Below are 18,352 nucleotides of genomic sequence, written 5' to 3'. Positions count from 1 at the left end.
CAGATGGCACCAAAAACGGCAGCGGAGATGTCACCGCCAGACGATCCCGACAGCGAGGCCCGCTCGGCCGGCTATCGGGTGCTGCCGGGCGTTGCCGACGAAATGCTCGACACCCAGGGCAATGTGCGCCCGGTCTGGCGTCCTCTGCTTTCAGCCATCGAGACCATGTCGGACGAGGAACTGCATGAGCGCTTTTCCCGCGCCGACCGCTATTTGCGCGATGCCGGCGTGTTCTACCGGGCGTATGGCGCCGGTGGTTCGAGTGAGCGGGCCTGGCCGTTTTCCCATGTCCCGGTCCTGATTTCGGAAACCGAATGGCAAGTGCTGGCCGAAGGGCTGGTGCAGCGCGCCAATCTGCTGGAAGCGGTGGTCGCCGACATCTATTCCGACAACAAGCTGGTCCAGGAAGGCTTTCTGCCGCCGCAGCTGATCGCTTCCAATCCCGAATTTCTGCGCCCACTTGTCGGCATCAAGCCCGTCGGCGGCCACTACCTGCATTTCTGTTCGTTCGAAATCGGCCGCGGGCCTGACGGCAACTGGTGGGTTCTGGCCGACCGGACGCAAGCGCCTTCCGGCGCGGGCTTTGCGCTGGAAAACCGCGTGGCGACGGCCCGCGCCTTTTCCGACCTCTATGCCGAAACCCATGTCCACCGCCTCGCCTCCTTCTTCGGTGCCTTCCGCAAGGCTTTGCAGAGCAAGGCGCGCAGCAGCGACGAACGCATTGCAGTCCTTTCGCCGGGCCCCGCCAACGAAACCTATTTCGAACACGCCTATATCGCCCGTTACCTCGGGATCATGCTGCTTGAGGGCGAAGACCTGACCGTCGTCGACGGCAAGGTCATGGTGCGCACGGTCGCAGGCCTGAAGCCCGTCAGTGTGCTGTGGCGGCGTCTGGATGCGGCCTTTGCCGATCCACTCGAACTCGACCAGAATTCCTATATCGGCACGCCCGGCATGGTCGAGGCGCTGCGCAATGGCGCGGTCACCTTCGTCAACGCGCTCGGTTCCGGCATTCTGGAAACCCGCGCCCTCCTCGCTTTCATGCCGACGCTCTCGCGGCATCTGCTGGGCGAAGAACTGAAACTGCCATCGATCGCCACCTGGTGGTGCGGCCAGAAGGCAGAGCGCGAGCATGTCGCCCGCAATCTCGACCGCATGGTGGTGGGTTCCGCCTTCTCCCGCCTGCCCTTCTTCGATGACAACGGCCGCTCGGTGCTCGGTTCGCGTTACAAGGATCCACAAAGCCGCAGCATTTCCGAATGGCTGGAAGCCGAAACCGGAAATCTCGTCGGCCAGGAAGTGGTCACGCTGTCAACGACGCCGGCCATGGTCGACGGTCGCCTGACGCCGCGGCCGATGAGCCTGCGCGTCTTTGCCGCCCGCACCAATGACGGTTGGCAGATCATGCCCGGCGGTTTCGCCCGTATCGGCAGCGGCAGTGATGCCTCCGCGATCGCCATGCAGTCCGGCGGCAGTGCAGCCGACGTCTGGATCGTCTCCGACAAACCGGTGGAGCGCACCTCGCTTCTTCCCGCCGAGGAAACCTTCACCCGCAACATGCCCGGCAGCCTGCCGAGCCGCGCCGCCGACAACCTGTTCTGGCTTGGCCGCTACATCGAGCGGGCAGAAGGCGTGCTGCGTATCCTGCGCGCCTGGCATTCCCGCTACGCCGAGAGCGCCGATCCGAGCCAGCCGCTCTTGGCCTTCGTCAGCGACTATCTCGCCGCCATCGATGTCGACCCCGGCAAGGGTGCACCCGACAGCCTGCTGCGCAACATCGACAGCGCCGTCTACTCAGCCAGCAACATTCGCGACCGTTTTTCGCCCGATGGCTGGCTGGCGCTCAACGACCTGTCGAAAACCGCGAAGCGCTTCCATGAACATGTGAAGCCCGGCGACGACGCGGCCCATGCAATGACTATCCTCCTGCGCAAGCTCGCGGGCTTTGCCGGTCTCGTGCATGAAAACATGTATCGCTTCACTGGATGGCGGTTCCTGACGCTTGGACGCCTGATTGAACGCGGGCTGCACATGACCCGCCTGCTTGGCCACATGACCGGCCCGGATGCACCCGATGGCGCGCTCGACATGCTGCTGGAGATCGGCGACAACGTGATGACCCATCGCCGTCGCTACAATGTCTCGACGGCACGTCTCACCGTTACCGACCTTCTGGCGCTCGATCCGCTCAACCCGCGCTCGATCCTCTTCCAGCTGAACGAGATCCGCATCGAGGTCGAGCAACTGCCCAACGCCATGGTCAATGGCCAGATGTCCAACCTCTTCCGCGAAGCCATGCGCCTGCATTCCGGCCTTGCCGTGCTGACGCCCGAAACCATGACGGCGGACACCTATGTCAATCTGGAACGGGAACTGGAGAAACTCTCCGATATCCTCGCCCGCTCCTATCTGAGCTGACCCGATGCTCTACGACATCACGCTGCATATCGGCTATTCCTACGAAGTCCCGGCCACCGGCGCCCATCACATGTTGCGGCTGCTGCCGCTTTCGCTGCCGGACCGTCAACGCCTGGTCGCCGGCGCCGTAACCGTCACGCCAGCACCGGACGAGATCTCTACCTTCACGGACTTCTTCCGCCACGCGACAAGCCACGCCATTCTGCGGTCGCCGCACGAAAAGCTCGATATCCGCATGCAGGCCCGTGTGATGCTGCAGGCACAGCCGCTCTCCGCCGACTTTTCGCCGATCCTCGACCGCTTGCCGCCCGAGATTGCCGAAACCTGGTCACTGGAACCGGAATCGCCGCATCATTTCATCGGCACGAGCCCGCGCCTGCCGCGCGACAAGCAGATTGCGGCCTATGCCCGCGAGCAGCTGAAGCCCAGCATGACTGTGCGCCAGATTGCCGAGCAGCTTTGCGCCCGCATTCACAAGGATTTCAAATACGACGCCGCGGCGACCACGGTGGACACCACGCCGACAGAGGCCTTTGCGCTGAAGCGCGGTGTCTGCCAGGACTTTTCCCATGTGATGATCGTGGCCCTCCGGAGCCTCGGCATACCGGCGGGCTATGTCAGCGGCTTCCTGCGCACCATTCCGCCACCGGGTAAGGAGAGGCTGGAAGGCGCCGATGCCATGCATGCTTGGGTACGCGTCTGGTGCGGCAAGCTGACCGGCTGGCTCGAATTCGACCCGACCAATGACGTGCCTGCCGGCACCGATCATATCGTTGTCGGCTACGGTCGCGACTATGCGGATGTGGCTCCTGTAATCGGCGTATTGAAGAGCTACGGCTCGCACAAGACCGAGCAGGCCGTAGATGTGATCCCGATCAAACCCTAAAAAATAACGGGAAAAATCGGAAAATCCGCCGAAAACCGGGCCTTATGCCGGGATTGCATCGAATTATACGGATTGTCTTAAACAGGATGAAACAGGTCTCTGTCATAAAGCCTCCAAACCCTGCCTTTGGATGGACATGATGACTGGAACCAAGACTGAGAAGCGACTTTCGGTTCGCCGGATGCTCACCGATCGGGGCGGCAACTTTGCCATGATGACGGCAATCCTGCTGCCTGTGACGCTCGCAACCGTTGGTGTTGCGATGGACATGAACAACCTCGTTCAGGTCAAGAGCGCACTGCAGGACGCAGCCGATTCTGCGGCCCTGTCGGCGGCCTCAGCTCTGGCGAACCAGAATTTGACCGACGAGCAGGCGATCGCCCTCGCGAAGACCTTCTACGCGACACAATACAAAAACACCCGAGGCACCACGGACGCCGTGCCGGGTGAAGAAGACAAGCTCGTCCTGACCCTCGGTCAGAACGCGATCGCCTCCGTCAACAAGAACATTGGCACCAAGCTCAACACGTATGACGTGACGATCAACGGAAGCATCGATGTTCCGACCAACGCCTTCACCCAGCTTCTGGGTTATAAGAGCGTGAAAATCGCGGTCGAGGCAAAGGCGGAAAGCTCGAAGGAAACCAAGAGCGCACTGTCCATGTATCTTGTCCTGGACCGGTCGGGCTCGATGTCCTTTACCACCGACACCGTCGATACCACGGTGTCGAGCTGCGTGAACTATACGGCCGCCAACTGGGCCTATAAGGACGTTGCACAGGGCAAGAAGAACTATATCAGCCCGACAAAGCCTTGCTATGTGAAGAAGATCGCCGCCTTGAAGACGGCGGCAGCCATGCTTCTGACACAGCTGACGACGGCCGACCCGTTGAACGTCTTGGTCCGAGTGGGGGCGGTATCGTATAATGACTCCACGCAGGCGGCATCCGGCATAAACTGGGGCGTTGCCGGTGCGTCAGCCTATATCACGGCCCTGCCGCTCGTCCCGACCGGCGGAACGGATGCTTCCGGCGGCATGAAGATTGCCTATGATGCCTTGAAGTCGACGGCGACGACTGAAACCAACGCTCATACCGCCAAGGGCAATGAACGCTTCAGCCGCTACATCGTGCTGATGACAGACGGTGAAATGACGGGCAACAGCTCGAACTGGAACTCCAACATCGACAGCCAGGTCCGCACGCACTGCGCCAACGCCAAGGCTGACGGCATCGAAATCTTCACCGTCGCCTTCATGGCCCCGACCAAGGGCAAGGAGCTCCTCAGCGCCTGCGCGTCAAGCGCCAGCAACTACTACGAACCGAGCGACATGAGTGGCCTCGTCAAGGCCTTCGAGGAAATCGGCAAGGCGGCTGCCAAGGCCACGACGCGCCTGACCAACTGATCCACCGCCCGCCATTCGGCCGAACATTGAAACCGCGCTTCAGGAGCGCGGTTTTTTTGTTACCTGAATTTTCGACTAATCTCATGTGGCGCCAGTGGAGCGCCCCGACAATGCTGTGCCGTTTGGTGACACCGATCCAACTCCCTTGTTGCAAGCCACTCAATTCGATGCGTAAACTCGGTTTCGAACGAGGCGACGCCGAAGCTCCAGTCGGCGGCGACCTGCATCCCTCCCTCTGTCAGGCGCCCCATGATCAAGACACCCCACAAAGTCGACCTACCCCTCCCGAAGCGCGAGGTTTCCGATCCGGCAGCACTCGCAGCCGAGATCATGGAAAAGCTGACCTACAGCATCGGCAAGGACGCCAAGGTCGCGACGCCGCATGACTGGCTGACAGCGACGATCCTCGTTGTCCGCGACCGGGTCATCGACAAGTGGATGGAATCAACCCGCACGACCTACCACAACAACGGCAAGCGGGTTTATTACCTCTCGCTCGAATTCCTCATCGGTCGCCTGCTGCGTGACGCAATGTCCAATCTCGGCCTCATGGACGATATCCAGACGGCGCTGCAATCGCTCTCCGTAGAATTCGACGTGATCGCAACCCTCGAGCCGGATGCTGCTCTGGGCAATGGCGGCCTCGGCCGTCTGGCAGCCTGTTTCATGGAGAGCATGGCCACCGTCAACATCCCGGCCTATGGCTACGGCATTCGTTACATTCACGGGCTCTTCCGTCAGCAGATGGCCGAAGGCTGGCAGGTGGAATTGCCGGAAAGCTGGCTGGCCCACGGCAATCCTTGGGAATTTGAGCGGCGGGAAAGCTCTTACGAAGTCGGCTTCGGCGGCACGGTAGAAACCGCAGAAGGACCGGATGGCGAGCCGCGCTACGTCTGGAAACAGAGCGAACGCGTCATCGCCACCGCCTACGACACGCCGGCAGTGGGCTGGCGTGGAGAGCGCGTCAACACACTGCGCCTGTGGGCCGCCCAGCCGATAGACCCGATCCTGCTCGCAGCCTTCAACGCCGGTGACCACATCGGCGCGCTGCGCGAAAGCAACAAGGCCGAAACCCTGACCCGCGTGCTTTACCCGGCCGACGCCACCCCGGCCGGTCAGGAACTGCGTCTGCGCCAGGAATTCTTCTTCTGCTCCGCCTCGCTGCAGGACATCGTCCGCCGTCATCTCCAGCAAGGCAATACGCTTGCGCAGATGCCCGACAAGGTGGCGATCCAGCTCAACGACACCCACCCGGCCGTCTCCGTCGCCGAACTCATGCGCATCCTGATCGACCTGCACGGCGTCACCTTCGACGACGCCTGGGAGATCACCTCGAAGACCTTCTCCTACACCAACCATACGCTGCTGCCCGAAGCACTGGAAAGCTGGCCCGTGCCGCTCTTCGAGCGCCTCCTGCCGCGCCATATGCAGCTGGTCTACGCGATCAATGCCAAGATCCTGCTCGACGCCCGCAAGAAGCGTGGCTTCAACGACAACGAAATCCGTCAGATCTCCCTGATCGACGAGAGCGGAGAGCGCCGGGTTCGCATGGGCAACCTCGCCTTCATCGGCTCCCACTCGGTAAACGGTGTTTCTGCGCTTCATACCGAGCTGATGAAGGAAACGGTCTTCGCCGACCTGCACAAGCTTTACCCGACCCGCATCAACAACAAGACCAATGGCATCACGCCGCGGCGCTGGCTGATGCAGTGCAACCCCGATCTGACGAGCCTCCTGACCGAAGCCATCGGCCCTGATTTCCTTGACGATACCGCCAAGCTCACCGAGCTCGACGCCTTTGCCGACGATGCTGCATTCCAGGAAAAGTTCGCGGCCGTAAAGCGGGCCAACAAGCAGCAGCTTGCACAGCTGGTGGCAAGCCGTATGGGCATCAAGATTGATCCGTCGGCCATGTTCGACATTCAGATCAAGCGCATTCACGAATACAAGCGCCAGCTCCTGAACATCATCGAGACGGTGGCGCTCTTCGACCAGATCCGCTCGCATCCCGAACGCGACTGGGTGCCGCGGGTCAAGCTTTTTGCGGGCAAGGCAGCACCGAGCTATCACAACGCCAAGCTGATCATCAAACTGGCCAATGATGTCGCCCGCGTCATCAATAATGACCCCTCGGTGCGCGGCCTGCTCAAGGTCGTCTTCGTACCGAACTACAATGTCTCGCTGGCCGAAGTCATGGTGCCGGCGGCCGACCTCTCCGAGCAGATTTCTACCGCCGGCATGGAAGCCTCTGGAACCGGCAACATGAAGTTCGCGTTAAACGGCGCATTGACCATCGGCACGCTCGATGGCGCCAATGTCGAAATGCGCGACCATGTGGGAGAGGATAACATCGTGATTTTTGGAATGACGGCCGAGGAAGTCGGCCGAACGCGCGCCGAGGGGCATAATCCCCGCGCCGTGATCGAAGCCTCACCCGAACTGCAGCAGGCCCTTTCGGCCATCGCCTCCGGCGTGTTTTCGCCAGACGACCGCGAGCGCTATAGCGGTCTCGTGGACGGACTTTATCATCACGACTGGTTCATGGTCGCCGCCGATTTCGACGCCTATGCCCGCGCCCAGCGCCAGGTCGACAACATCTGGACCGATGAGCCCGCCTGGTATTCGAAGACCATTCGCAACACCGCCCGCATGGGCTGGTTCTCGTCCGACCGCACCATCAGACAGTACAACGACGAAATCTGGAGAGCCTGATGGCAAAATCGCCGAAGACGATCGGTGACGATGCCATGCCGGACACGCCACCGGCCGCAGAAATCGAGGCCATCATCCATGGAACGCATGGCGACCCCTTCGCCTTTCTCGGCGTTCAGCAGGCAGCCGGCGGCGGCCATGTCGCCCGCTGCTTCATTCCTGGCGCCGAGACGGTCACGGCCTGCAATCTCGCAGGCGATGAGATCGGCATACTGACCCGGCACCATGATGCCGGCTTCTTTTCCGGCCGCGTCAAGCTCGAGGGCATCTTGCCGGTGCGCTACCGCGCGACCCGCGGCGATGCCGAATGGACTGTCACCGACCCCTATAGCTTCTGGCCGGTGCTCGGTCCGATGGACGACTACTTCATCCGCGAAGGCTCGCATTTGCGTCTCTTCGACAAGATGGGCGCTCATCCGATCAAGCACCAGGGCGTCGATGGCTTCCATTTTGCCGTATGGGCCCCCAATGCCCGGCGCGTCTCCGTCGTCGGCGACTTCAACGAGTGGGACGGCCGTCGCCATGTAATGCGCCTGCGCCGCGACACCGGCATCTGGGAGATATTCGCACCTGATGTCCGCACCGGCGCGAGCTACAAATTCGAGATCATCGGCCCGCATGGCGAGCTCTTGCCGCTGAAGGCTGATCCCTATGCCCGCCGTGGCGAGCTGCGGCCGAAAAACGCTTCGGTGACAACCGCAGAACTGCACCAGGTCTGGGAAGACGAGGATCACCGCAAGCACTGGTCAAGCATTGACCAGCGCCGGCAGCCGATCTCGATCTACGAAGTCCATGCCGGCTCCTGGCAGCGACGCCACGACGGTTCCATGCTCACCTGGGACGAGATGGCCGAGCGGCTGATCCCCTACTGCGTCGACATGGGGTTCACCCATATCGAATTCATGCCGGTGACCGAGCACCCCTATGATCCGTCCTGGGGCTACCAGACGACAGGGCTCTACGCCCCGACTGCGCGCTTCGGCGAGCCTGAAGGCTTCGCCCGTTTCGTCAACGGCTGCCACAAGGTGGGCGTGAGCGTCATTCTCGACTGGGTGCCTGCCCATTTCCCGACGGATGCCCATGGGCTTCGCCAGTTCGACGGTACGGCACTTTACGAACATGCCGATCCGCGCCAGGGCTTCCACCCCGACTGGAATACGGCCATCTACAATTTCGGCCGGATCGAGGTTTTGTCTTACCTGATAAACAACGCGCTCTACTGGGCCGAGAAGTTCCATCTCGACGGACTGCGCGTCGATGCTGTCGCGTCCATGCTCTATCTCGACTACTCCCGGAAGGAAGGCGAGTGGGTGCCCAACGAGTATGGCGGGCGCGAGAATCTGGAATCGGTCCGCTTCCTGCAACAGATGAACGCGCATGTTTACGGCAGCCATCCCGGCATCATGACGATTGCCGAGGAATCGACGTCCTGGCCCAAGGTCTCGCAGCCCGTGCATGAAGGCGGCCTCGGCTTCGGCTTCAAGTGGAACATGGGCTTCATGCATGACACGCTGAGCTATTTCGCCCGTGACCCTATCTATCGAAAGCACCATCACAGCGAAATTACCTTCGGCCTGCTCTATGCCTTCTCGGAAAACTTCGTGCTGCCGATCAGCCATGACGAAGTCGTGCATGGCAAAGGTTCGATGATTGCCAAGATGCCGGGCGACGACTGGCAGAAGTTCGCCAATCTCAGAGCCTATTACGGGCTGATGTGGGGTCACCCCGGCAAGAAGCTGCTCTTCATGGGCCAGGAATTCGCGCAATGGAGCGAGTGGTCGGAAGAGCGATCTCTCGACTGGAACCTGCTGGATTACGCCCCGCATGAAGGCATGCGCCGCCTGGTGCGTGACCTGAACTTCACCTACCGCAAGAAGCCGGCCCTGCATGCCCGCGATTGCGAGGGCGAAGGCTTTGAATGGATCGTCGGCGATGATCAGGACAATTCCGTCTACGCCTGGCTTCGCAAGGCGCCTGGCGAAAAAACCATCGCCGTGATCTGCAATCTGACACCGACTTATCACGAACGTTACGAATTGAGCTTGCCAGCGGCCGGTCGTTGGCGCGAGATACTCAATACCGATGCTGAAATCTATGGTGGCAGCGGCAAGGGCAATGGCGGACGCGTGGAGGCGTACGCTGCAGAAGGTGGCTGGGCGAAAGCCGGGGTAACGCTTCCGCCACTCGCCGTCATCATGCTGGAACTGGAACATTAAGGGGAGGACTAAATGACGGAAAAATCGGCAAAAAGCCTGTCGCGCGACGCCATGGCCTATGTTCTGGCTGGCGGTCGTGGCAGCCGTCTGAAGGAGTTGACGGATAGGCGCGCCAAGCCAGCCGTCTATTTCGGCGGCAAGGCCCGCATCATCGACTTCGCCCTGTCCAACGCACTCAATTCCGGCATCCGCCGCATCGGTGTCGCCACCCAATACAAGGCCCACTCGCTCATCCGCCACCTGCAGCTCGGCTGGAACTTCTTCAGACCGGAGCGCAACGAGAGCTTCGACGTTCTGCCCGCCTCCCAGCGTGTGTCGGAAACGCAGTGGTATGAAGGCACTGCCGACGCCGTCTACCAGAATGCCGACATCATCGAGTCGTACGCGCCGGAATACATGGTCATCCTTGCCGGCGACCACATCTACAAGATGGACTACGAGCTGATGCTGCAGCAGCACGTCAATTCGGGCGCCGACGTGACGATCGGCTGCCTGGAAGTGCCGCGCATGGAAGCGACCGGCTTCGGCGTCATGCATGTCGATCCGACGGATCGGATCATCGATTTCGTCGAAAAGCCCGCCGACCCGCCGGGCATCCCCGGCAATGAGGATTTTGCCCTCGCCTCCATGGGCATCTACGTCTTCCACACCAAGTTCCTGATGGAGCTCCTGCGTCGGGATGCCGCCGATCCGGATTCCAGCCGCGACTTCGGCAAGGACATCATCCCTTACGTGGTCAAGAGCGGCAAGGCGGTCGCCCATCGCTTCGCCCGCTCCTGCGTGCGCTCCGATTTCGAGCGCACACCCTATTGGCGCGACGTCGGCACGATCGACGCTTACTGGCAGGCCAATATCGACCTGACGGACATCGTTCCCGAACTCGACCTCTACGACAAGACATGGCCAATCTGGACCTATTCGGAAAACACGCCGCCGGCCAAATTCGTCCATGACGACGAAGGCCGTCGCGGGTCGGCGATCTCTTCGCTGGTCTCGGGGGATTGCATCATCTCCGGCTCATCGCTCTACAAGAGCCTGCTGTTCACCGGTGTGCGCGCCAATTCCTATTCGCGCCTCGAAGGGGCGGTCATCCTGCCCAAGGTGCAGATCGGCCGCCATGCTCGCCTCACCAACGTGGTGATCGATCATGGCGTCGTCATTCCCGAGGGCCTGATCGTCGGCGAGGATCCGGAAATGGATGCCAAACGCTTCCGCCGTTCGGAGAACGGCATCTGCCTGATCACGCAGGCGATGATCGACAAACTGGGTTAGCCAATCCGATGAAGGTCCTATCGGTCGCCTCCGAAATCTACCCGCTGATCAAGACCGGGGGCCTTGCCGATGTGGCGGGCGCCCTTCCGATCGCGCTCGCCGCCCATGGCGTCGAGACGAAGACGCTGATCCCTGGTTATCCGGCAGTGATGAAGGCGGTGAAGAAGCCGAAAAAGGTGCACGAGTTCCCCGATCTGCTCGGGGAACATGCCAACCTGCTGCAGGCAAGCCATGAGGGCCTGGAACTCCTGATTCTGGATATTCCCGCCCTCTATTTGCGCACCGGCGGGCCCTATCTCGACAGCCTTGGCCGCGATTATCCGGATAACTGGAAGCGCTTCGCAGCGCTTTCCAAGGCCGGTGCCGAATTCGCCGCCGGCGCCGTTGCCGGTTTCCAGCCCGATCTCGTGCATGTCCATGACTGGCAGGCCGCGCTCACCCCTGTCTATATGCGCTACGCCGAAGCGCCCGAAGTGCCAAGCCTGATCACCATCCACAACATCGCCTTCCAGGGCCAGTTCGGTGGCGAACTCTTCGCAAGCCTCGGTCTGCCCAGCCATGCCTGGCACGAAGCACTCGAATATTACGGCACGATCAGCTACCTGAAGAGCGGCCTGATGACGGCCCATGCGCTGTCGACCGTCAGCCCGTCCTATGCCGAGGAAATCCTCACACCCGAATTCGGCATGGGTCTGGAAGGGGTGATCGCCAGCCGCAGCGCCGATCTCTATGGCATCGTCAACGGAATCGACGCCGACGTCTGGAACCCGGCAAGGGACACGCTGTTGCCGGCGACCTACTCCGCCACCCAATTGAAGAAACGCGAGCGCAATCGCCGTGCCATGGTTGAGCGTTTCGGCCTGCATGACGATGATGGCCCGATCTTCTGCGTCATCTCGCGTCTCACCTGGCAGAAGGGGCTCGACCTCCTGCATGAAGTTGTGCACGACATCGTCAGAGGTGGCGGCAAACTCGCCATCCTCGGTTCCGGCGATGGCGGTATCGAAGCAACGCTTCAAGCAGCCGCAAGCCAAAATCCCGGCCGTGTCGCCATGGTCCTCGGCTATGATGAGGACCTGTCGCACCTGATGCAGGCCGGCTCTGACATCATCCTTGTGCCCTCCCGTTTCGAGCCTTGCGGCCTGACACAGCTCTATGCACTGCGTTATGGCTGCGTGCCGCTCGTTGCCCGGACCGGCGGTCTGGCCGACACGATCATCGATGCCAATGAAGCAGCCCTTGCCGCTGGTGTCGCGACCGGGGTCCAGTTTGCTCCCGTCACGGCCGAGGCACTGCGCCGCGCAATCCAACGCACGATGCGCCTATACCGTGACGAGCGACTCTGGCCACAACTGCAGAAGCAGGGCATGAAGTCGGACGTCTCCTGGACCAGGAGCGGCGCCACCTATGCCGAACTCTATCAACGCCTCGTCTCGAAAGGCCTCTAATCGATGATTTCCACCGTCTCCACCAAACCCTATGCGGACCAGAAGCCGGGCACATCCGGCCTGCGCAAGAAGGTCCCGGTGTTCCAGCAGGAAAACTATGCGGAGAACTTCATCCAGGCGATTTTCGACAGCTTGGAAGGCTTTGCCGGCAAGACCCTGGTGATCGGCGGCGACGGCCGCTTCTACAACCGCGAAGTCATCCAGAAGGCGCTGAAAATGGCGGCCGCCAATGGCTTCGGCAAGGTTCTGGTCGGCAAGGGCGGCATCCTGTCGACGCCGGCCGCCTCGCATGTCATCCGCAAATACCAGGCCTTCGGCGGCATCGTGCTCTCGGCCAGCCACAATCCCGGCGGCCCGACCGAAGACTTCGGCATCAAATACAACATCGGCAATGGCGGCCCGGCACCGGAAAAGATCACCGACGCGATCTTCGCCCGCACCAAGGTCATCGACAGCTACAAGACGGTTGATGTCGCCGACATCGATCTCGACACGGTGGGCAGCTTCGATCTCGCCGGCATGGTGGTCGAGGTGATCGACCCCGTTACAGACTATGCCGACCTTATGGAGACCCTCTTTGATTTCGCAGCTATCCGCACGCTGATCGCAGGCGGCTTCCGCGTGGTGATCGATTCGATGAGCGCCGTCACCGGCCCCTATGCCGTCGAGATCCTCGAAAAGCGCTTGGGCGCTCCGGCAGGGTCCGTGCGCAACGAAGTCCCACTGCCCGATTTCGGTCATCACCACCCGGACCCGAACCTCGTCCATGCCAAGACCCTCTACGACGACGTCATGAGCGCTGACGGCCCGGACTTTGGTGCAGCCTCCGATGGCGACGGCGATCGGAACATGGTCGTCGGCAAGGGCATGTTCGTCACGCCCTCGGACAGTCTGGCGATGATCGCAGCAAACGCCACATGCGCCCCGGGCTACGCGCGCGGCATTGCCGGCATCGCCCGCTCCATGCCGACAAGTGCTGCTGCCGACCGCGTCGCTGAAAAGCTCGGCATCGGCATGTTTGAGACCCCGACCGGCTGGAAGTTCTTCGGCAACCTGATGGATGCCGGCAAGGTCACCGTTTGTGGCGAAGAAAGTTTCGGCACTGGCTCCGACCATGTGCGCGAAAAGGACGGCCTCTGGGCTGTGCTCTTCTGGCTGAACATCGTTGCCGCCCGCAAACAGAGCGTCAGAGAGATCGTGGAAAGTCACTGGGCCGAATACGGCCGCAACTACTATTCCCGCCACGACTATGAGGGCGTCGACACCGAGAACGCCAACGCTCTGGTCGCCGCCCTCCGGGCCAAGCTGGACACCCTGCCCGGCACGGCGATCAACGGCCTCAACGTGACAGCCGCCGACGACTTCGCCTATCACGACCCGATCGACCAGTCGGTTTCGAAGAACCAGGGCATCCGAATCCTCTTCGAAGGCGGCAGTCGCATCGTCTTCCGCCTCTCCGGCACCGGCACCTCCGGCGCGACGCTGCGCCTCTATGTCGAACGCTACGAGCCCGACGCCAGCCGCCACCGCATTGAGACGCAAGAGGCCCTGGCGGATCTGATCGCGGCAGCGGAAGAAGTGGCTGAGATCAAGCGCTACACGGGGATGAACGAGCCGACGGTCATCACCTGATCTGACGCAGTACTTTTGAGACTGATATCAACCCCGGCGCTCCAGCTCCGGGGTTTTTCTTTATGAGGAACAGCAGCGATTGACTCTCACATCATATCCACTATTCTAGATATATGGATGAAAAATCGACGATCGCGGCGCTTGCCGCCCTGGCCCAGCCGACCCGCCTTCAGACATTCCGTCTGCTGGTGGCCCATGAACCCGATGGCGTGCCTGCCGGTGAACTCGCGCGCCTGATCGGTGTGCCGCAAAACACCATGTCTGCGCATCTGTCGACGCTCTCCCAGGCAGGTTTGGTATCTAGTGAACGCCAGAGCCGCTCGATTATCTACCGAGCCGATCTCGACCGGTTTCGCGCGGTCGCCCTCTATCTGCTCAAGGATTGCTGTGGCGGCAATGTGAGCCTCTGCCAACCGCTGATCGAAGATCTCGCCTGCTGCAGCACGCCTCCAAAATCAGTATTGCCGCAATGACCGATCTCTCCCGTCGCCTCACCGCCGAAGCACTCGGCACCGCCATTCTCGTCGCCACCGTCGTCGGCTCCGGCATCATGGCCGATCGCCTGTCCGACGATGTCGCCGTGTCCCTGCTCGGCAACACCATCCCGACCGGCGCCATCCTCTTCGTGCTGATCACCATCCTCGGGCCCATCTCAGGCGCCCATTTCAATCCGGTCGTGACGATAGTGTTTGCCGCCCGCCGGGAAATGACGCCAGGCGCGGCTCTGTCCTATCTCATCGCCCAGATCCTCGGCGGCATCGCCGGCACACTCATCGCCCATGCCATGTTCGAGCTACCGCTCGTCCAGATCTCGGAGACGGTTCGCACGGGCTCCGCCCAGTGGACGGCGGAAGCGGTCGCAACCTTTGGCCTGCTTCTCACCATCCTCGGCGGCCTGCGTTTCAAGGCGGACGCCATTCCCATGCTCGTCGGCCTCTACATCACGGCCGCCTACTGGTTCACCGCCTCGACGTCCTTCGCCAATCCGGCCGTCGCAATCGCCCGCAGCCTGACCAACACATTTGCTGGCGTCCGCCCGATCGATTTACCGGGTTTCATCATCGCGCAAATCATTGGCGCCTTGCTGGCTTCCATGCTCGCAGCATGGCTGTTTGCCGATGAAGGCCGCGACCCACAGCACAACAGCTCAAGGAGCCGATAGACCATGAACGTCACCATCTACCACAACCCGGCCTGCGGCACCTCGCGCAACACGCTGGATCTCATCCGCCATGCCGGTATCGAGCCCACGGTCATCGAATATCTGAAGACCCCGCCGAGCAAGCCGGAACTGGCAAAGATGATCGCCGACTCTGGCCTCTCCGTGCGCGAAGCGATCCGCGAAAAGGGCACACCTTACGAGGACCTCGGCCTTGCCGATCCTGCCCTTTCAGACGATCAACTGCTCGACGCCATGATCGCGACCCCTATCCTGATCAACCGCCCGCTTGTCGTCACGGAAATGGGCACCCGCCTCTGCCGGCCGTCTGAAGTCGTGCTCGACATTCTCCCCGCCGATGCCTTCACTGCTGCCTTCGTGAAGGAAGACGGCGAGGCTGTGCTCGATGCGGAGGGCAAGCGCCTTGTCTGACAACAAGCCTGATCACACCACCGATCTGCCGGCCGCCGATCTCGATCACCTCCGCCTGCCGGACCTGGAGGCGCTGCGCCGCCCCTTCTCGACGCACAAGCCGCGGATCCTGATCCTCTACGGTTCGCTGCGGCAGATCTCCTTCAGCCGCCTGCTGGCGATGGAAGCCAAGCGTCTGCTCGAGCATTTCGGCGCGGAGGTGAAGGTTTTCGACCCCTCCGGCCTGCCCTTGCCCGACGATGCACCAGTGAGCCACCCCAAGGTCCAGGAACTGCGCGATCTCTCTGCGTGGTCAGAAGGTCAGGTCTGGGTAAGCCCCGAGCGCCACGGCACGCTGACTGGCATCATGAAGGCGCAGATCGACTGGATTCCCTTGTCCGTCGGCGCTATCAGACCGACCCAGGGCAAGACGCTCGCCGTCATGCAGGTTTCCGGCGGCTCGCAGTCGTTCAACGCCGTCAATGCCATGCGCCTGCTCGGCCGCTGGATGCGGATGATCACCATCCCCAACCAGTCCTCTGTCGCCAAGGCCTGGCAGGAATTCGACGCCGATGGCCGGATGAAGCCTTCGTCCTATTACGAGCGCGTCGTCGACGTTTGCGAGGAACTGGTGAAGTTCACCTACCTCACGCGAGACATCTCGGACTACCTCACCGATCGCTACAGCGAACGCAAGGAAGCCGCGGCCAAGTCGGCAAAGCCCCTCAACCTCGCCGCCCTGTAATAGTCGGCGGCCCCCATTTGCGCGCAGCGGCGGCCTGCTATTCTCTTCTGAACGGAGAGAATCACCGAGATCGCGAGGCCGTGCATGACAGAGCCGATGCCGGGAGTCACAGTCGGACACACCGGAGCCGATTTCCGGCTCTGGTCTCACCATTGCAGCCATGTCGAGCTTTGCCTCTTCGACGCCAATGGACAAGATGAGCTGGCCCGTGTGCCCCTGACGCGCGGCGACGGCGACATCCACCACGTCTTTGTCGAGGGCGCGAAGGAAGGAACCCGTTACGGTTTTCGCGTTCACGGCCCCTATGCGCCAACCGATGGGCACTGGTATGATCCGGCAAAGCTGCTGATCGACCCCTATGCCACAGAGCTCGACCGGCCCTTCGTCTATGATCCCCGCTTGGGCCAGTTTGGCGTCGATACCGCCGGCCTGATGCCGAAGGCGATCCTGAAGAATCACCAGCCGCTGCGTCCGATGATGCCGCTTGGCGACCGCGCCGGTTTCATCTACGAGGTCAACGTGAAGGCGCTGACCATGCTGCATCCGGATGTACCGGACGCGCAAAAGGGTACGCTGGCAGCCCTTGCCCATCCCGCCATCCTCGCCCATCTCAGGCGTATCGGCGTCGACATGGTCGAACTCATGCCGATCACCGCCTGGATCGACGAGCGACATCTGCCCCCCCTCGGCCTCACCAACAGCTGGGGTTACAACCCCGTCGCTATGATGGCGCTCGATCCGCGCATTGTACCCGGCGGCGTCCAGGAACTGCGCGAAACGGTGGCGGCGCTCCATGCAGAGGGCATCGGTGTCATCCTTGACCTCGTCTTCAACCACACCGGGGAAAGTGATGTGCACGGCACGACCCTCTCGATGCGCGGCATCGACAATCGTTCGCTCTTCCGCCATGTCGCCAATGATCCGGGCAGACTGGTCAACGACACCGGTTGCGGCAATACGCTCGCCTGCGATCACCCCTTCATCCGCAAGCTAATCGTCGACACGCTCCGCCACTTCGTCCTCTCGGCCGGCGTCGACGGTTTCCGCTTTGACCTCGCGCCGATCATGGGCCGGCACTGGGACGGTTTCCACGCCGACGCTCCCACCCTCAAGGCCATCATCGAAGACGAAGTGCTGGAAGACCGCATCCTGATTGCCGAGCCCTGGGATATCGGCCCCGGCGGTTATCAGCTCGGCCGCTTCCCCTCCGCCTTCCTCGAATGGAACGACCGCGCCCGCGATACCTACCGACGCCACTGGCGCGGCGATGGCGGAACGACCGGCGACCTCGCAACAGCATTGGCCGGTTCGGCGGATCTGTTTGGAAACAGCGGCCTTCCGCTCACCCGCAGCGTCAACTTCATCGCAGCCCATGATGGCTTCTCGCTCTACGACCTCGTCTCTCATACCCACAAACACAATGCGGCCAATGGCGAGGACAACCGCGACGGCCATAACGAGAACCATTCCTGGAACAATGGCGTCGAAGGCGAGACGAGTGACAAGGTGATCCGCAAAGCGCGTCGCCAGGATGTCGAGGCGCTGCTCTCGACCCTCTTTGCCAGTCGTGGTGCCGTAATGCTGACCGCTGGCGACGAATTCGGTCGAAGCCAGCGCGGCAACAACAATGCCTATTGCCAGGACAATGCCATCACCTGGCTTGATTGGTCCAAGGCCGACGAGGAGCTGATCGACACCACCGCCCGCCTCGCCGCGATCCGGCAGCGTTTCACCTGCTTTACCGATCCCGGTTTCCTCACCGGTGATGGCGACGTTTCCTGGCTCGCACCGTCCGGCGATCAAATGTCGGTTGCCGATTGGGAGCAGCCGGACAACGCGACATTCGCCATGGTGCTGCGCTCGCTCGACCGCGAAACGGGCACCGCCTGCCGCATTGCCGTCCTGTTCAACAGATCCCACGACGCCGCCGTCTTTTCCCTACCCCCGCAGACGGAGAAGAAATGGCGCCGACTTTCGAGCGGAAAAGGCGCGGCAAAGATCGAGGTGAAGGCCAGAAGCGTCGATTTCTGGCTGGAAAGCTGATTTTA

Annotated in this window: 13 protein-coding genes; all 13 read left to right on the top strand. The window is 61.7% G+C overall.

Annotation, left to right across the window (positions count from 1 at the left end):
• Nucleotides 1–27: 27 nt before the first annotated feature.
• The 13 genes from ACSV9I_RS11115 (at nt 28) to glgX (ending at nt 18,347) form a co-directional block, all read left to right on the top strand.
• Complete coding sequence (locus ACSV9I_RS11115) at nt 28–2,418, top strand: circularly permuted type 2 ATP-grasp protein (protein WP_438329137.1); 2,391 nt, start codon at nt 28–30, stop codon at nt 2,416–2,418.
• Between the two features lie 4 nt (nt 2,419–2,422).
• On the top strand, nt 2,423–3,304 hold the full coding sequence (locus ACSV9I_RS11110; protein WP_054157099.1) for a transglutaminase family protein: 882 nt from the start codon (nt 2,423–2,425) through the stop codon (nt 3,302–3,304).
• A gap of 136 nt (nt 3,305–3,440) precedes the next feature.
• A complete protein-coding gene (locus ACSV9I_RS11105; protein ID WP_438328929.1) occupies nt 3,441–4,709 on the top strand; it encodes a vWA domain-containing protein in 1,269 nt (422 codons plus the stop codon).
• 249 nt (nt 4,710–4,958) lie between these two features.
• Nucleotides 4,959–7,421: a glycogen/starch/alpha-glucan phosphorylase gene (locus tag ACSV9I_RS11100; RefSeq protein WP_438328928.1), complete on the top strand. Its 2,463-nt coding sequence runs from the start codon at nt 4,959–4,961 to the stop codon at nt 7,419–7,421.
• Nucleotides 7,421–9,637, top strand: a complete 2,217-nt coding sequence (gene glgB / locus ACSV9I_RS11095) for a 1,4-alpha-glucan branching protein GlgB (RefSeq protein ID WP_438328927.1) — start codon at nt 7,421–7,423, stop codon at nt 9,635–9,637. The genes ACSV9I_RS11100 and glgB overlap by 1 nt, the downstream gene beginning before the upstream one ends.
• Before the next feature lie 12 nt (nt 9,638–9,649).
• On the top strand, nt 9,650–10,909 hold the full coding sequence (glgC, locus tag ACSV9I_RS11090) for a glucose-1-phosphate adenylyltransferase (protein WP_054157095.1): 1,260 nt from the start codon (nt 9,650–9,652) through the stop codon (nt 10,907–10,909).
• 8 nt (nt 10,910–10,917) lie between these two features.
• Nucleotides 10,918–12,357, top strand: a complete 1,440-nt coding sequence (gene glgA / locus ACSV9I_RS11085; RefSeq protein ID WP_438328926.1) for a glycogen synthase GlgA — start codon at nt 10,918–10,920, stop codon at nt 12,355–12,357.
• A gap of 3 nt (nt 12,358–12,360) precedes the next feature.
• Nucleotides 12,361–13,989: an alpha-D-glucose phosphate-specific phosphoglucomutase gene (locus tag ACSV9I_RS11080; RefSeq protein WP_438328925.1), complete on the top strand. Its 1,629-nt coding sequence runs from the start codon at nt 12,361–12,363 to the stop codon at nt 13,987–13,989.
• A gap of 113 nt (nt 13,990–14,102) precedes the next feature.
• On the top strand, nt 14,103–14,462 hold the full coding sequence (locus ACSV9I_RS11075) for an ArsR/SmtB family transcription factor (protein WP_438328924.1): 360 nt from the start codon (nt 14,103–14,105) through the stop codon (nt 14,460–14,462).
• Complete coding sequence (locus ACSV9I_RS11070; protein WP_438328923.1) at nt 14,459–15,151, top strand: aquaporin; 693 nt, start codon at nt 14,459–14,461, stop codon at nt 15,149–15,151. The genes ACSV9I_RS11075 and ACSV9I_RS11070 overlap by 4 nt, the downstream gene beginning before the upstream one ends.
• 3 nt (nt 15,152–15,154) lie before the next feature.
• Nucleotides 15,155–15,580, top strand: coding sequence for an arsenate reductase (glutaredoxin) (arsC, locus tag ACSV9I_RS11065; protein WP_054157090.1), 426 nt, complete (start codon nt 15,155–15,157; stop codon nt 15,578–15,580).
• On the top strand, nt 15,555–16,304 hold the full coding sequence (arsH, locus tag ACSV9I_RS11060) for an arsenical resistance protein ArsH (protein ID WP_438328922.1): 750 nt from the start codon (nt 15,555–15,557) through the stop codon (nt 16,302–16,304). The genes arsC and arsH overlap by 26 nt, the downstream gene beginning before the upstream one ends.
• An 84-nt stretch (nt 16,305–16,388) precedes the next feature.
• Entirely contained in the window at nt 16,389–18,347 is a 1,959-nt protein-coding gene (gene glgX / locus ACSV9I_RS11055) for a glycogen debranching protein GlgX (RefSeq protein WP_438328921.1), read from the top strand.
• The last annotated feature ends 5 nt before the right edge of the window (nt 18,348–18,352 follow it).

Source organism: Rhizobium sp. G187 (genome assembly GCF_051549525.1).
Taxonomy (GTDB): domain Bacteria; phylum Pseudomonadota; class Alphaproteobacteria; order Rhizobiales; family Rhizobiaceae; genus Allorhizobium.
The sequence above is the reverse complement of the archived record's forward strand: the minus strand, read 5'-3'. Positions and strand labels throughout refer to the sequence as shown.

Coding starts and splice junctions, on each gene's coding strand:
- glgX (WP_438328921.1), top strand. CDS start 16,389: ATGACAGAGCCGATGCCGGGAGTCACAGTCGGACACACCGGAGCCGAT.
- glgB (WP_438328927.1), top strand. CDS start 7,421: ATGGCAAAATCGCCGAAGACGATCGGTGACGATGCCATGCCGGACACG.
- glgA (WP_438328926.1), top strand. CDS start 10,918: ATGAAGGTCCTATCGGTCGCCTCCGAAATCTACCCGCTGATCAAGACC.
- ACSV9I_RS11080 (WP_438328925.1), top strand. CDS start 12,361: ATGATTTCCACCGTCTCCACCAAACCCTATGCGGACCAGAAGCCGGGC.
- ACSV9I_RS11100 (WP_438328928.1), top strand. CDS start 4,959: ATGATCAAGACACCCCACAAAGTCGACCTACCCCTCCCGAAGCGCGAG.
- ACSV9I_RS11075 (WP_438328924.1), top strand. CDS start 14,103: ATGGATGAAAAATCGACGATCGCGGCGCTTGCCGCCCTGGCCCAGCCG.
- ACSV9I_RS11105 (WP_438328929.1), top strand. CDS start 3,441: ATGATGACTGGAACCAAGACTGAGAAGCGACTTTCGGTTCGCCGGATG.
- glgC (WP_054157095.1), top strand. CDS start 9,650: ATGACGGAAAAATCGGCAAAAAGCCTGTCGCGCGACGCCATGGCCTAT.
- ACSV9I_RS11115 (WP_438329137.1), top strand. CDS start 28: ATGTCACCGCCAGACGATCCCGACAGCGAGGCCCGCTCGGCCGGCTAT.
- ACSV9I_RS11070 (WP_438328923.1), top strand. CDS start 14,459: ATGACCGATCTCTCCCGTCGCCTCACCGCCGAAGCACTCGGCACCGCC.
- arsC (WP_054157090.1), top strand. CDS start 15,155: ATGAACGTCACCATCTACCACAACCCGGCCTGCGGCACCTCGCGCAAC.
- arsH (WP_438328922.1), top strand. CDS start 15,555: ATGCGGAGGGCAAGCGCCTTGTCTGACAACAAGCCTGATCACACCACC.
- ACSV9I_RS11110 (WP_054157099.1), top strand. CDS start 2,423: ATGCTCTACGACATCACGCTGCATATCGGCTATTCCTACGAAGTCCCG.